The organism is Kocuria sp. CNJ-770 (genome assembly GCF_001942375.1).
Lineage (GTDB): Bacteria > Actinomycetota > Actinomycetes > Actinomycetales > Micrococcaceae > Kocuria > Kocuria oceani.
In genome coordinates this window covers 1-14,119 of sequence record NZ_MKJW01000088.1, presented here as the reverse complement: position 1 = coordinate 14,119, position 14,119 = coordinate 1, and the positions used below count along the sequence as shown (strand labels likewise).

Below are 14,119 nucleotides of genomic sequence, written 5' to 3'. Positions count from 1 at the left end.
CCCGGGCCGGACGGGCTCCGTGTACCGCAGCGTGCCGCTCAGGCGACCTGGTTGATGATCGCCTCGGCGACCTCGCGCATGGACAGCCGCCGGTCCATCGAGGTCTTCTGGATCCAGCGGAAGGCCTCGGGCTCGGTCAGCCCCATCTTGGTGGTCAGCAGGGACTTCGCCCGCTCCACGAGCTTGCGGGTGGCGAACTGCTCCTTCATGTCGGAGACCTCGCGCTCCAGCGCCGCGATCTCCTCGAAGCGCGAGATCGCGATCTCGATCGCCGGCACCACGTCGTCGACGGTGAACGGCTTGACCACGTAGGCCATCGCGCCGGCCTCGCGGGCCCGCTCGACGAGCTCGCGCTGGCTGAAGGCCGTCAGCAGGACCACCGGGGCGATCCGCTCCGAGGCGATCTGCTCGGCGGCCGTGATCCCGTCCAGGACCGGCATCTTCACGTCCATCAGGACCAGGTCCGGGCGATGCTCGCGCGCCAGCTCGACGGCGCGCTGGCCGTTGTCGGCCTCGGCCACCACGTCGTAGCCGGCCTCCCCGAGCATCTCCACGATGTCGAGGCGGATGAGGGTCTCGTCCTCGGCCACCACCACCCGGCGGGGCGGGCGCAGGGACGTCCCGGCGTCCTCCTCGGGAAGGGCGCTGTCCCGGTCCTCGGGCTCCTCCGCCGGGGCGGGTTTCGGCTGCTCCGTCACGCTGACTCCTTGCCTGCTGGTGGGGCGGTCCCGCGGCGGGCGGGACCGCGGACTCCGGGTGCACGGGTGGCCCGGGGCCGCCCGGCACGGCACGTGCCGTCCGATCGGTCCCAGCCTATAACTGTTGTACGCTGGTCGAGCGCAGGAGCGGCCCCTCCACGGGGCCGCGGGGACTGCGACCACGGGCCCAAGTGGCGGAACTGGCAGACGCGCCGCACTCAAAATGCGGTTCCTCGGAGTGTGGGTTCGAGTCCCACCTTGGGCACGAGCACCCCGGACCGGCGGTCCGGGGTTTTTTCGCGCCCCGGACCGCCGGTCCCGCGCCGGTTCCCGCGCGGTCCTCGCTCAGGCCCCGGCGGGACGCTCGCGCAGCAGGTTGGTGACCCGGGCCGTGGACAGCCGCCGCCCCTGCTCGTCGGTCATGACGACCTCGTGCACGGTCATCGTGGCGCCCAGGTGCAGCGCCGTGCAGGTCCCGGTCACCGTCCCGGCGGCGATCCCGCGCTGGTGCGTCGCGTTGATGTCGACCCCCACCGCGAAGCGCTCCGGGCCGGCGTGCACGCTCGCGGCCGAGGAGGCCAGGGTCTCGGCCAGGACGCAGTGCGCCCCGCCGTGCAGGATCCCGCCGGGCTGGGTGTTCGGCTCCACCGGCATCGTGGCGACCGCGCGCCCGGGCGTGAGCTCCGTGAACCGGATGCCCATCGCCCGGGCGAGACCGCCGATCCCGTGCCCGGGGAACCCCGCGTGCAGCTCCTCGGGCACTCCGTGGGCACGGAGATCCCGGGCGTGCTCCTCCGGGTCGAGGCGCCCGCTCAGGACTCCCGCCACGGCCCCACGCGCTCACGCCGCCGCTGGCCGCTCAGCAGCTCGCCGGCGTCCTTGACGTCGCCCACCCGGTGCACCTTCACGAGGTTGGTGGTGCCGGCGACCCCGGGGGGCGAGCCGGCGCAGATCACCACGAGGTCGTCCTCCCCGGCCAGGCCCTGCTCCTGCAGGTGGAGGTCCACCTGCCGGGTCATGTCGTCCGTGTGGTCGACCTTCGCGACCTGGATCGGCTGGACGCCCCACAGCAGGGACATCAGGGCGGTCACCAGCGGCTCGGGGGTGAACGCCAGGATCGGGTGCGGCGGGCGCAGCCGGGAGAGCCGGCGGGCGGAGTCCCCGGACTGGGTGAAGGTGCAGATGTAGCTGACGTCGAGCTGCCGGGCGATCGTGACCGCCGCGCGGGTCACCGCGCCGCCGCGGGTGCGCGGCTCCGTGCCCAGCGCCGGGACGCGCTCGAGCGCCTGGGACTCGGTGGCCTCGATGATCCGGGCCATGGTCTGGATGGTCTCGATCGGGTACTTGCCCACCGAGGTCTCCCCGGAGAGCATCACGGCGTCCGCGCCGTCGAGCACCGCGTTGGCGCAGTCGGAGGCCTCCGCACGGGTGGGGCGCGGGCTGTCGATCATCGACTCGAGCACCTGGGTGGCGACGATCACCGGCTTGGCCCAGCGCCGGGCGAGCTCGATGGCGCGCTTCTGCACGATCGGCACCTGCTCCAGCGGCAGCTCCACGCCGAGGTCGCCGCGGGCGACCATGATGCCGTCGAACGCGTCGATGATCTCGTGCAGGGAGTCCACCGCCTGGGGCTTCTCGATCTTGGCGATCACGGGCAGGCGGCGGCCCTCCTCGTCCATGATCTCGTGCACCCGCACGATGTCCTTGGCGTCGCGCACGAAGGACAGGGCGATCAGGTCCACGCCGCGGCGCAGGGCCCAGCGCAGGTCGTCCTCGTCCTTGTCGGACAGCGCGGGGACGTTCACGGCCACGCCGGGCAGGTTGATGCCCTTGTTGTTGGAGACCGGCCCGCCCACGACCACCTCGGCGGTCACGGTGGTGTCCGAGACGGCGGTGGCGCGCAGGGCGACCCGGCCGTCGTCGATGAGCAGGGGGTCGCCCACGTTCACGTCGCCGGGCAGGCCCTTGTGGGTGGTGGAGCACAGCTCCGCGGTGCCCTCCACGTCCTCGACCGTGATGGAGAACTCGTCGCCGGGCAGCAGCTCGTGGGGGCCGTCGGCGAAGCGGCCGAGCCGGATCTTGGGGCCCTGCAGGTCCGCGAGGATCGCGACGGTCTGCCCGAGGTCCTCGGAGGCCCGGCGCAGGTTCTCGTAGGACGCGTCGTGGACGGAGTGGTCGCCGTGGCTCATGTTGAGCCGGGCCACGTTCATGCCGGACCGGATCGCCTGGGAGAGGTTCTCGTAGGAGGAGATGGCCGGGCCGATCGTGGCCACGATCTTTGCTCGTCGCATGTGTGCCGCCTTGGGTTGTGGGGTGCCACCGCGGGTGGACGCACAAGAAAGAACGACCGGGACGCCGCGCGGGCGCGGCGGAGCTCCCGGCCGCTCTGCCTGGTTGTCCTGCCCCGGAGCGGGGAGGTCCTTCCCAGCCTACCAACGCGGCACGTGGTGTCGAGGCCGCCGCTCCCCCGGCACCCGTCCGCCGACGAGGAGGCGCGGCCCGCACCCCGGGTGGGGGTGCGGGCCGCGCCGTGGTCCGGGCCGTGGGCCCTACATGCTGAGGTCGATGGCCCGGTCCGTGGGGGCCACCGGCGCCGGCAGCCGGGTGGAGCCCAGGAGGTGGCGCTCGACGGCGGCCGCGCAGGCCCGGCCCTCGGCGATTGCCCAGACCACCAGGGACTGGCCCCGGCCCGCGTCGCCGCAGGAGAACACCCCGTCCACGTTGGTCATGTACTGGTCGTCGCGGGCCACGTTGGTCCGCCCGTCCAGCTCCGCGCCGATCTGCGCGGTGATGTCCTCGGACTCGTTGCCGGTGAAGCCCAGCGCCAGGAACACCAGGTCCGCGGGCAGGACCTTCTCCGTGCCCTGCTTCGGGGCGCGGCGGCCGTCGGGCAGGTACTCGGTCTCGGCGACCTTCAGCCCGGTCAGCTTCCCGTTCTCACCCACGAACTCCACGGTCGAGGCCAGGTAGGTCCGCTCGCCGCCCTCCTCGTGGGAGGTGGAGACCTCGAAGACCCTCGGCATCATCGGCCACGGGTCGGCGTCGGAGCGGTCCGCGGCGGGCTTGCGCCCGATCGCCAGGGACGTGATCGAGGCGGCGCCCTGGCGGTTGGCGGTGCCGATGCAGTCGGAGCCGGTGTCGCCGCCGCCGAGCACGATGACGTGCTTGCCCCGCGCCGAGATCTGCCCCTCGACCTCGTCGCCGGCCACCACGCGGTTGGCCTGCACCAGGTAGTCCATCGCGAAGTGCACGCCCTCGAGGTCGCGGCCCGGGATCGTCAGGTCGCGCGGGAGGGTGGCGCCGGTGGCGACCACGACCGCGTCGTAGCGGCGCTTGAGCTGGTCCCAGGTGATGTCCTTGCCGATCTCCACGCCCGGGCGGAAGCGGGTGCCCTCGGCGCGCATGACGTCCAGGCGGCGGTCCAGGACCTCCTTCTCCATCTTGAAGTCGGGGATGCCGTAGCGCAGCAGCCCGCCGATCCGGTCGTCGCGCTCGTAGACGGCGACGGTGAACCCGGCCTGGGTCAGCTGCTGGGCCGCCGCGAGCCCGCCGGGCCCGGAGCCCACGACCGCCACGGTCTTGCCGACCAGCCGCTGCGGGACGAACGGCTTGATGATGCCCTCGTCGAAGCCCATCTCGCCGATCGAGTACTCGATCTGCTTGATGGTCACCGCCGGCTGGTTGATCCCGAGCACGCACGAGGACTCGCACGGGGCCGGGCAGACCCGCCCGGTGAACTCCGGGAAGTTGTTGGTGGCGTGCATGCGCTCGACCGCCTCGGCGTCGAGCCCGCGCCACACCAGGTCGTTCCACTCCGGGATCAGGTTGCCCAGGGGGCAGCCCTCGTGGCAGAAGGGGATGCCGCAGTCCATGCACCGGCCGGCCTGCTTCTGCAGCACCCCCCGGTCCTGGGCCTCCTGGACCTCCTTCCAGTCCATGATCCGGACCGGCACCGGCCGCTTGGGGCGGTCGACGCGCTCGGTCACCTTCAGAAAACCGCGCGGATCAGCCACGGGTCGTCACCTCCAGGATCTTGTGCCAGGCCTCGTCGCCGTCGGGGTCCTGCCCCCGGGTCGCGGCCTCTTCGCGGATGCCCTGCACCGCGGCGTACTCCCGCGGCAGGACCTTGGTGAACCGGCCCAGCGTGGCCACCGGATCGGCCAGCAGCCGGTCCGAGAGCTCGGAGCCGGTCTCCTCGCCGTGCTTCGTGATCAGCGCGAGCACCGCCTCGGCGTCGGCCTCGTCCAGCGGCAGCAGCTGGAGCTCGCCGCTGTCCCGGGCCTGCTTGTTGACGGAGGTCTCGGCCAGGTCGATGACGTAGGCGACGCCGCCGGACATGCCGGCGCCGAAGTTGCGCCCGGTGCGGCCCAGCACCAGGGCGGTGCCGCCGGTCATGTACTCGCAGCCGTGGTCCCCGATGCCCTCGACCACCGCGGTGGCCCCGGAGTTGCGCACCAGGAATCGCTCGCCCACGGTGCCGCGCAGGAAGATCTCCCCGCCCGTGGCGCCGTAGCCGATCACGTTGCCGGCGATGACGTTCTCCGAGGCCTCGAACACGGCGTCCCGCTCGGGGCGCACGATGATCCGCCCGCCCGAGAGGCCCTTGCCGGTGTAGTCGTTGGCGTCGCCCTCCAGTCGCAGGGTGATGCCCTGCGGCAGGAACGCGCCGAGCGACTGCCCGGCCTGGCCGGTGAGCGTCACGTCGATGGTGTCGTGGGCGAGCTCGTCCGTGCCGAAGGTGCGGGTCACCACGTGCCCGAGCATCGTGCCCACCGCCCGGTCGGTGTTGATGATGTGCTGCTGGATCCGGACGGGCTCCCGCTTCTCCAGGGCGGCCCGGGACAGGCGGATCAGCTCGTTGTCGAAGTGCTTCTCCAGCTCGTGGTCCTGGCCGCGCATGTTGCGCACGGCGGCGCCGCGGTGCTCGAGCACCGTGGAGTGCAGGATCGGGGACAGGTCCAGCCCGTGGGCCTTCCAGTGGTCGATCGCGGCCTTGGTCTCCAGGACCTCGGCGTGCCCGACGGCCTCCTCGATCGAGCGGAACCCGAGCTGGGCCAGGTACTCCCGGACCTCCTCGGCGATGAACTCGAAGAAGTTGACCACGTGCTCGGCCTTGCCGGTGAAGCGCCGGCGCAGCTCCGGGTTCTGCGTGGCCACGCCCACCGGGCAGGTGTCCAGGTGGCACTTGCGCATCATGATGCAGCCCTCGACGATCAGCGGGGCCGTGGCGAAGCCGAACTCCTCCGCCCCGAGCAGCGCCGCGATCACCACGTCGCGCCCGGTCTTCATCTGCCCGTCCGCCTGGACGACCACCCGGTCCCGCAGCCCGTTGAGCATCAGCGTCTGCTGGGTCTCGGCGAGGCCGAGCTCCCAGGGGGCGCCGGCGTGCTTGAGCGAGTTCAGCGGGGCCGCGCCGGTGCCGCCGTCGTGCCCGGAGACGAGCACCACGTCGGCCTTGGCCTTGGTGACCCCGGAGGCCACGGTGCCGATGCCGATCTCCGAGACCAGCTTCACGTGCACCCGGGCCCGCGGGTTGGAGCGCTTGAGGTCGTAGATCAGCTGCGCCAGGTCCTCGATCGAGTAGATGTCGTGGTGCGGCGGCGGGGAGATCAGCGACACCCCGGGGGTGGAGTGGCGCGTCCGGGCGATCCAGGGGTAGAGCTTCTGGGCCATGAGCTGGCCGCCCTCGCCGGGCTTGGCGCCCTGGGCCATCTTGATCTGGATGTCGTCGGCGTTCGTGAGGTACAGGCTCGTGACGCCGAAGCGGCCGGAGGCGACCTGCTTGATCGCCGAGCGGCGCTCCGGGTCGAGCAGCCGCTCGACGTCCTCGCCGCCCTCGCCGGTGTTGGACTTGGCGCCGAGCCGGTTCATGGCGATCGCCAGCGTCTCGTGCGCCTCCTGGGAGATGGAGCCGTAGCTCATCGCACCGGTCTGGAAGCGCTTGACGATCGAGCTGACCGGCTCGACCTCCTCCAGCGGCACCGGCCGGCGGTCCGAGGAGAAGCCGAGCAGCCCGCGCAGGGTCAGCAGCTTCTTGGTCTGGTCGTCCACGAGCTTCGTGTAGGACTTGAAGATGTCGTAGCGGCCGCTGCGGGTGGCGTGCTGGAGCCGGAAGACGGTCTGCGGGTTGAACAGGTGCGGCGGGCCGTCGCGGCGCCAGTCGTACTCCCCACCGGTCTCGAGGTCGCGGTAGGGCTCGGTCACGCCGTCCGCGGGGTAGGCCCGGCGGTGGCGGGAGGCGGTCTCCTCGGCGATGACGCCGAGGCCGATGCCGCCGATCTGGGTGTGGGTGCCGGTGAAGTAGTCGTCCACCAGCTCCCGGGACAGGCCGAGGGCCTCGAAGACCTGGGCGCCGCAGTAGGAGGACACCGTGGAGATGCCCATCTTGGACATGATCTTCTGCACGCCCTTGCCCAGGGCCTTGATCAGGTTCTGCACGGCGTGCTCGGTGGTGATCCCGGTCAGGTCGCCCGAGCGGACGAGCTCCTCGGCGGACTCCATCGCCAGGTACGGGTTCACCGCGGACGCCCCGTAGCCGATGAGCAGCGCCACGTGGTGGACCTCGCGGACGTCGCCGGCCTCCACGATCAGCGCCACCTTGGTGCGGGTGGCCGAGCGCAGCAGGTGGTGGTGCACCGCGGAGGTCAGCAGCAGCGAGGGGATGGGTGCCCACGCGCCGTTGGAGTCGCGGTCCGAGACGATGACGTACTCCACGCCGCGGGCCACGGCCGCGGAGACCTTCTCGCAGATCTCGGCGATCCGGGCGCGCAGGGACTCGGCCCCGCCGTCGGGCCGGTACAGGCCGCGCACCTTCAGGGCGGCGGGCATCCCGTCCTCGCCCTCGATGTGCAGGAACTGGTCCAGCTGGTCGTTGTCGATGACCGGGAAGTCCAGGGCGATCTGGCGGGTGCGCACCCGCTCGGTGGTCAGCAGGTTGCCGGAGGGCCCGACGGAGCCGCGCAGGCTGGTGACCAGCTCCTCGCGGATCGCGTCCAGCGGCGGGTTGGTGACCTGCGCGAAGGACTGCACGAAGTAGTCGAACAGCGTCCGGGACTGCTCCGAGAGCACGGCGATCGGGGTGTCGGTGCCCATGGCGTAGATGGGCTCGGCGCCCTTGGCCGCCATCGGGCCCACGATCATCTTCAGCTCCTCCTGCGTGTACCCGAAGGTCTTCTGGCGCAGGGTGATCGAGGAGCGCGGGTGGACCATGTGCTCGCGCTCGGGCAGGTCGGTGATGTCGACGATGTTGCCGTCGGCCCACTCCTCCCACGGCGCCGCGGAGGCGATCTCGGCCTTGATCTCGGCGTCCTCGACGATCCGCCCGCGGGCGGTGTCGACGAGGAACATCGTGCCCGGGGACACCCGGCCCTTGCGCACGACCTTGCGGTCGCCGATGTCGACGACGCCGACCTCGGAGGCCAGCACGACGAGCCCGTCGTCGGTGACCCAGAACCGGCCCGGGCGCAGGCCGTTGCGGTCCAGCAACGAGCCGACCTGCACGCCGTCGGTGAAGGCGACCGCGGCGGGGCCGTCCCACGGCTCCATGAAGGAGGCGTGGTAGCGGTAGAACGCCTTGCGGGCCGGGTCCATGGTCTCGTGGTTCTCCCAGGCCTCCGGGATCATCATCATCATGGCCTGGGTGACGGGCCGGCCGGAGAGCACCAGCAGCTCGGCCACCTCGTCGAGGGACTGCGAGTCGGAGGCGCCTTCGGAGCAGATCGGGAACAGCTCCTCGGGGCTGCGGCCCAGCAGCGGGGACTTCAGCTGCGACTGGCGGGCGCGCATCCAGTTGCGGTTGCCCTTCACGGTGTTGATCTCGCCGTTGTGCGCCAGGGTGCGCATGGGCTGGGCCAGCGGCCAGGAGGGGAACGTGTTGGTGGAGAAGCGCGAGTGCACGATCGCGAGCTCGGTGGCGAACCGCTCGTCGGCCAGGTCCGGGTAGAACGGCTCCAGCTGCTGGGTGGTCAGCATGCCCTTGTAGACGATGGTGCGCGAGGACAGGGAGGGGAAGTACACGCCGGCCTTGTTCTGGGCGCGCTTGCGCAGCCGGAAGGCCTTCTGGTCCAGGCGGCGGCGGGCGGCCTCGTCCTCGGGCGCGGGGGCCGGCTCGGCCACGAAGAGCTGGAGGAACCAGGGCATGACCTCGCGCGCGGAGCGGCCCACCACGGACTCGGCGACGGGGACCGGGCGCCAGCCCAGGACCTGCAGCTCCTCCGAGGCGGCGATCTCCTCGAGCGCGGCCTGGATCTTGTCCGCGTGCGCCCCGCCGTGCGGCAGGAACGCGGTGCCCACGGCGTAGCCGCCCAGGGGCGGCAGCTCGAAGTCCACGACCGCCCGGAAGAACGCGTCGGGCAGCTGGGTGAGCAGCCCGGCGCCGTCCCCGGTGCCCTCGTCCCCGCCCACGGCACCGCGGTGCTCCAGGTTGCGCAGGGCGGTCAGGGCGGCGTCGACGATCTCGTGGCTGGGGGCGCCGTTGAGGGTCGCGACCACGGCGAGCCCGCACGCGTCCTTCTCCTCGTCCGGGTGGTAGAGGCCCTGCTCCGCGGGCGCGTTCGAGAACTGCTCGAACGGCGACGTCGCCTGGTCCTCGGCGATCTCGGCCGGGTCGGCCGGACGGGGGTCCGTGCCGTGCTGGTCGGAATTGTCACCGGGGGTGCCGGCGGGGGTAGAAGTCATGACAGACGTCTCCTCACCATGAGATGTGGTCAGCAGGAGCGGCCCCCGCAGCAGAGCTCCGGTCGGGAGGTGCCGCCGGTTCGTGAGCTGCCGCCGGCGTCCTCGAGCGGTGGTCGAGGTGGTGCCGGTCGGCGGAAGGGCCCCGTTCCAGGAAGGTCCGACGTTGGACGCTCTGGCGTGCGCAGGAGCGGAAGGCGTGGTTGGCCCGTCCCCGGTCGTGCGCCAATGAAATCTAGCACTCCGATGTTACAAGTCTGAAAACTCCCGGACCCTCCGTGGTATTGCGGGGCTGATCCGGGGCATCAGGTCCGGGCCGCCTGCGCGGCGCCGTCCCGGGCCCTCCGGCGGCGCACGGTGACCGCCGCGAACAGCACCAGTCCCAGCAGCACCAGGCCCAGCGAGGTCCACACGTGCACCCGCAGCCCCAGCACCATCAGGGAGGGGTCGATCCGCAGGAACAGCTCGATCAGCATCCGGCCGATCCCGTAGTGGACCAGGTACAGGGCGAACAGCCGGCCCCCGTCCAGGCGGAACCGCCGGTCCAGGGCCAGCAGCAGCACCACGCCGGCCAGGTTCCACAGGGACTCGTAGAGGAACGTGGGGTGGAAGAGGGTGTCGGCGGGCAGCCCGGCGGGGAAGTTGGCGCCGGCCGGGTCGATCTCCAGACCCCACGGCAGGGTCGTGGGCCGGCCGAAGAGCTCCTGGTTGAACCAGTTGCCCCAGCGCCCGATCGCCTGGGCGAGGAGCAGCCCCGGGGCCGCGGCGTCGGCGAACACGGCCAGGGAGACCCCGTGCCGCCGGCACACCCACCACGCGGCGGCCGCGCCGAAGGCCACCGCGCCCATGATGCCGAGCCCGCCCTCCCAGATCCGCAGCGCATCCACGGGGTCCGCCCCCGGGCCGAAGTATCCCGCCGGGTCGGTGATCAGCACGTGGTAGGCCCGGGCGCCGACGATCCCGGCGGGCACCGCCCACATCACGACGTCCCACACGATCTCCGGGTCCAGGCCGCGGTCCTTCCAGCGGCGCAGGGTCAGCCACATGGCCGCGGCGATCCCGGCGAGGATGCACAGGGCGTAGGCGTGCACCGTCAGCGGGCCCAGCGAGAAGCCCGACCAGTCCGGGGAGGGGATGCCGGCCCGGACGGGGACGCTCAGCAGGACGGGGGAAGCGGCGCTCAGCAGCATGGGATGGGGCCTCGGCTCGTCGGGACGTGGGGAGGGGCGGGGACCCGGTCCGGGCCGCTCCGCCCCGTCACGCTATCAGGCCAGACCCGCCAGTTCCCGGGCCAGGGCGCCCACGGCCTCGGGGCCGCCGTCGGCCAGGGCCTTCACGAGGGCGGTGCCCACGATGACCCCGTCCGCGTAGGCCCCGATCTCCTCCACGTGGGCCCGGCGGGAGACGCCCAGCCCGACGCACACGTGCTGGGCGCCGGCGGCGCGGGTGTCGGCCACCAGCTGCTCGGCGACGTCGGAGACCGCGTCCCGGGCCCCGGTCACGCCCATCACGGAGACGGCGTAGACGAAGCCGCTGGCGCCTTGGCCACGAGGTCCAGGCGCTCGCGCGAGGAGGAGGGGGCGGCCAGGAAGACCCGGTCCAGGCCGTGCGCCTGGGAGGCGGCGAACCACTCGGCGGCCTCGTCCGGGATCAGGTCCGGGGTGATGATCCCCGCTCCCCCGGCCTCGGCCAGCCGCTCGGCGAAGGTGTCCACGCCCATCTGCAGGACGGGGTTCCAGTAGGTCATCACCACCGGCACCGCGTCGGTGCGCTCGGCGACCGCGCGGACCACGCGGAAGACGTCGGCGACCCGGAAGCCGTTGGCCAGGGCCGTCGTCGTCGCGTGCTGGATGACGGGCCCGTCCATGACCGGGTCCGAGTAGGGGATGCCGATCTCGATGACGTCCGCGCCGTTGCGGCCCAGGCTACCGCCGCCTCCACGGACTCCTCGACCGTGGGGAAGCCCGCGGGGAGGTAGCCCACGAGCGCGGGCCGGCCCTGCTCCCGGCAGGCCGCGAGGCGTGCGGTGAGCCGGGAGTCGGGGTTGCTGCCCAGGCCGGGGGGCAGGATGCGGGAGGCCAGGTCGGCGCCGGCGCCGGGGTGGGTGGTGCTCACAGTCGCTCGCCCTTCTCGCCGAGCTCCGCCTCGGCGCTGTCGTCCGGGAGCATCCCGAACCATTCCGCGGCCGTGGCCACGTCCTTGTCGCCGCGCCCGGAGAGGGAGACGACGATGATCTTCTCGGCGGCGGCCTCCGCGCCGAGCTCCTCGACCCAGCGCCGGCCGATCTTCAGCGCCCCGGCGAGGGCGTGGGACGTCTCGATCGCGGGGATGATGCCCTCGGTGCGGCACAGCAGCTGGAACGCCTGCATCGCCTCGGTGTCGTTGATCGCCTCGTAGCGGGCCCGCCCGATGTCGTGCAGGTAGGAGTGCTCCGGGCCGACGGCCGGGTAGTCGAGCCCGGCGGAGATGGAGTGGGACTCCAGGGTCTGTCCGTCCTCGTCCTGCATCAGGTACGTCCTGGCGCCGTGCAGCACCCCGGGCCGGCCAGGGAGATGGTGGCCGCGTGCCGGCCGGTCTCCACGCCGTCCCCGCCGGCCTCGAGGCCGTAGAGCTCCACGGAGGGGTCGTCCAGGAAGCCGTGGAAGATGCCGATGGCGTTGGAGCCGCCGCCCACGCAGGCCGCCACCGCGTCCGGCAGGCGCCCGGCCCGGTCCAGGACCTGGGCGCGGGCCTCCTCCCCGATCTGCTCGTGGAAGTAGCGCACCATCGCGGGGAACGGGTAGGGGCCGGCCGCGGTGCCCAAAAGGTAGTGGGTGTGCTCGACGGAGGCGACCCAGTCCCGCAGGGCCTCGTTGATGGCGTCCTTGAGCGTGCGGGAGCCGTTGGTCACGGGCACCACGGTGGCGCCGAGCAGCTCCATCCGGGCCACGTTGAGGGCCTGCCGACGGGTGTCCTCCTCCCCCATGTACACCACGCACTCCATCCCGAACAGCGCGGCCGCGGTCGCGGAGGCGACCCCGTGCTGACCGGCGCCGGTCTCGGCGATCAGCCGGGTCTTGCCCATCCGGCGGGCGAGCAGGGCCTGGCCGAGCACGTTGTTGATCTTGTGCGAGCCCGTGTGGTTGAGGTCCTCGCGCTTGAGGAAGACCCGGCACCCGGCCTCGGCGCCGAAGCGGTGGGCCTCGGTGAGCAGGGAGGGGCGCCCGGAGTAGTCGCGGGAGAGCCGCAGGAACTCCGCGGTGAACTCGGGGTCCGCCTTGGCCTTGTCGAAGGTGTCCGTCAGCTCGTCGAGGGCGGCGACCAGGGACTCGGGCATCCAGCGCCCGCCGAAGTCCCCGAAGTAGGGGCCCGGGGCCTCGCGCAGCGACGCGGCCCGCGCGGCGACGGACTCGGCCTCGGCGTCCGGGACGTGCCGGCGGGCACGGGCCGCGGCACCGGCGGTGCGGTAGCCGGCGATGGCGGCCGCGGCGTCGGCGCTGCGCACGAGCGCCTCGCCGACCAGCACGGCCTTCGCCCCGTGGGAGGCGTACAACTCGACCTGCTCCTCGCCCTCCACCCCGGACTCGGCCACGAGCACCGCGTCCTGCGGCAGCAGGCCGGCCATCCGGCCGAAGGTCTCGACGTCGGTGTCGAGCGTCTTGAGGTTGCGCACGTTCACGCCCACGATGCGGGCGCCCACCGCCACGGCGCGCTCGATCTCCTCGGGGGTGTGCGTCTCCACGAGGGCGTGCATGCCCAGCTCGTGGGTGAGGTCCAGGAAGCGGCGCAGCTGCTCGTCGGTGAGGGCGGCCACGATCAGCAGCACCAGGTCGGCGCCGTGCGCCCGCGCCTCCCAGATCTGGTACTCGTCGACCGTGAAGTCCTTGCGCAGCACCGGCACCCCCACGGCCGCCCGCACGGCGTCGAGGTCGGCCAGGGAGCCGTTGAAGCGGCGCTGCTCGGTGAGCACGGAGATGACGGAGGCCCCGCCGCGCTCGTAGCCGGCGGCGAGCAGGGCGGGGTCGGCGATCGGGGCCAGGGCGCCCTTGGACGGGCTGGAGCGCTTGACCTCGGCGATGATCTGCACGGCGTCCGCGCTCGGCCCGCGCAGCGCGGACTCGGCGTCCAGCGCCGGCGCCGCTGGGCGGCGGCGGCGCGGAGCTCGTCGAGGCCGACACGCTCCCGGCGCTCGGCCAGGTCGGCGCGGACGCCCTCGATGATGGCGTCCAGGACCGTCCCGGTGCTCTGTTGCGACATGGATTCCTGTCCTCTCGGCGGCGGCGGCCGCCTCTCTGCGTGCTGCGGGGACCGGGCCGGTGACCCGGCCGCGCCGGGAGGCCGGACCCTGGGGGAGCGCCCGGCCGTGGCCGGTGCTGCGCGGGGCCGGGCCCTGCCGGCGCCGGCTCAGCTCTGGTGGTTGCGGGCCTCGTGCTTGCGCTGCTCGGAGCCGGCTCCGTGGCCCATGGAGCGGAGCACGGCCCCGGCGATCAGGCCGACGACCACGAGGCCGATGCCGACGATCAGCACGGGGGTGTTGCCCACGGTGAAGCCCACGACGCCGACGATGACGCCCACGGACATGATGCCGATGGTCACCCAGGCGGCCAGGGTGTTGCCGTGCCCCACGAAGCCCGTGTGGTCGAGGACGATCTCGTTGCCGTTTGCCATGTTCCTGCACTCCCGATTTCCCTGCCGGGGCCGGCCGGCCCCGCTCGCCGGGCCCGGCGGGCGCGGCGGTTGCTGACAGTCTGTCTCGCTCCATTGTGCCA

Annotated in this window: 7 protein-coding genes, 1 tRNA gene and 3 pseudogenes; 1 reads left to right on the top strand and 10 read right to left on the bottom strand. The window is 72.7% G+C overall.

The window, feature by feature from the left end; genetic code table 11:
• Positions 1 to 38: 38 nt before the first annotated feature.
• The gene (locus BJF77_RS07945) at positions 39 to 614 is read right to left on the bottom strand and encodes an ANTAR domain-containing response regulator (protein WP_047803981.1); all 576 of its coding nucleotides are present in this window, start codon (positions 612 to 614) and stop codon (positions 39 to 41) included.
• A gap of 269 nt (positions 615 to 883) precedes the next feature.
• Here BJF77_RS07945 and BJF77_RS07940 point away from each other — a divergent pair.
• Positions 884 to 963, top strand: a tRNA-Leu gene (locus tag BJF77_RS07940).
• Positions 964 to 1,043: 80 nt separating this feature from the next.
• Here the strand turns inward: BJF77_RS07940 and BJF77_RS07935 are convergent.
• The 9 genes and pseudogenes from BJF77_RS07935 to BJF77_RS07900 form a co-directional block, all read right to left on the bottom strand.
• A complete protein-coding gene (locus BJF77_RS07935; RefSeq protein WP_238986058.1) occupies positions 1,044 to 1,526 on the bottom strand; it encodes a PaaI family thioesterase in 483 nt (160 codons plus the stop codon).
• Positions 1,511 to 2,989, bottom strand: coding sequence for a pyruvate kinase (gene pyk / locus BJF77_RS07930; protein ID WP_047803957.1), 1,479 nt, complete (start codon positions 2,987 to 2,989; stop codon positions 1,511 to 1,513). The genes BJF77_RS07935 and pyk overlap by 16 nt, the downstream gene beginning before the upstream one ends.
• A gap of 258 nt (positions 2,990 to 3,247) precedes the next feature.
• Positions 3,248 to 4,711 (bottom strand): glutamate synthase subunit beta, encoded by a 1,464-nt coding sequence (locus tag BJF77_RS07925; protein ID WP_047803956.1) that lies wholly within the window; start codon positions 4,709 to 4,711, stop codon positions 3,248 to 3,250.
• The gene (gltB, locus tag BJF77_RS07920) at positions 4,704 to 9,374 is read right to left on the bottom strand and encodes a glutamate synthase large subunit (RefSeq protein WP_255396181.1); all 4,671 of its coding nucleotides are present in this window, start codon (positions 9,372 to 9,374) and stop codon (positions 4,704 to 4,706) included. The genes BJF77_RS07925 and gltB overlap by 8 nt, the downstream gene beginning before the upstream one ends.
• Before the next feature lie 302 nt (positions 9,375 to 9,676).
• Positions 9,677 to 10,561 (bottom strand): prolipoprotein diacylglyceryl transferase, encoded by an 885-nt coding sequence (gene lgt, locus BJF77_RS07915; RefSeq protein WP_047803955.1) that lies wholly within the window; start codon positions 10,559 to 10,561, stop codon positions 9,677 to 9,679.
• A gap of 75 nt (positions 10,562 to 10,636) precedes the next feature.
• Positions 10,637 to 11,426 (bottom strand): annotated as a pseudogene (gene trpA, locus BJF77_RS07910) (tryptophan synthase subunit alpha).
• A gap of 56 nt (positions 11,427 to 11,482) precedes the next feature.
• Positions 11,483 to 12,735: pseudogene (trpB, locus tag BJF77_RS21555) on the bottom strand (tryptophan synthase subunit beta).
• 108 nt (positions 12,736 to 12,843) lie between these two features.
• Positions 12,844 to 13,437: pseudogene (locus BJF77_RS21550) on the bottom strand (indole-3-glycerol-phosphate synthase); the annotation flags it as partial.
• A gap of 317 nt (positions 13,438 to 13,754) precedes the next feature.
• Complete coding sequence (locus tag BJF77_RS07900; RefSeq protein WP_047803953.1) at positions 13,755 to 14,018, bottom strand: HGxxPAAW family protein; 264 nt, start codon at positions 14,016 to 14,018, stop codon at positions 13,755 to 13,757.
• Positions 14,019 to 14,119 lie beyond the last annotated feature (101 nt).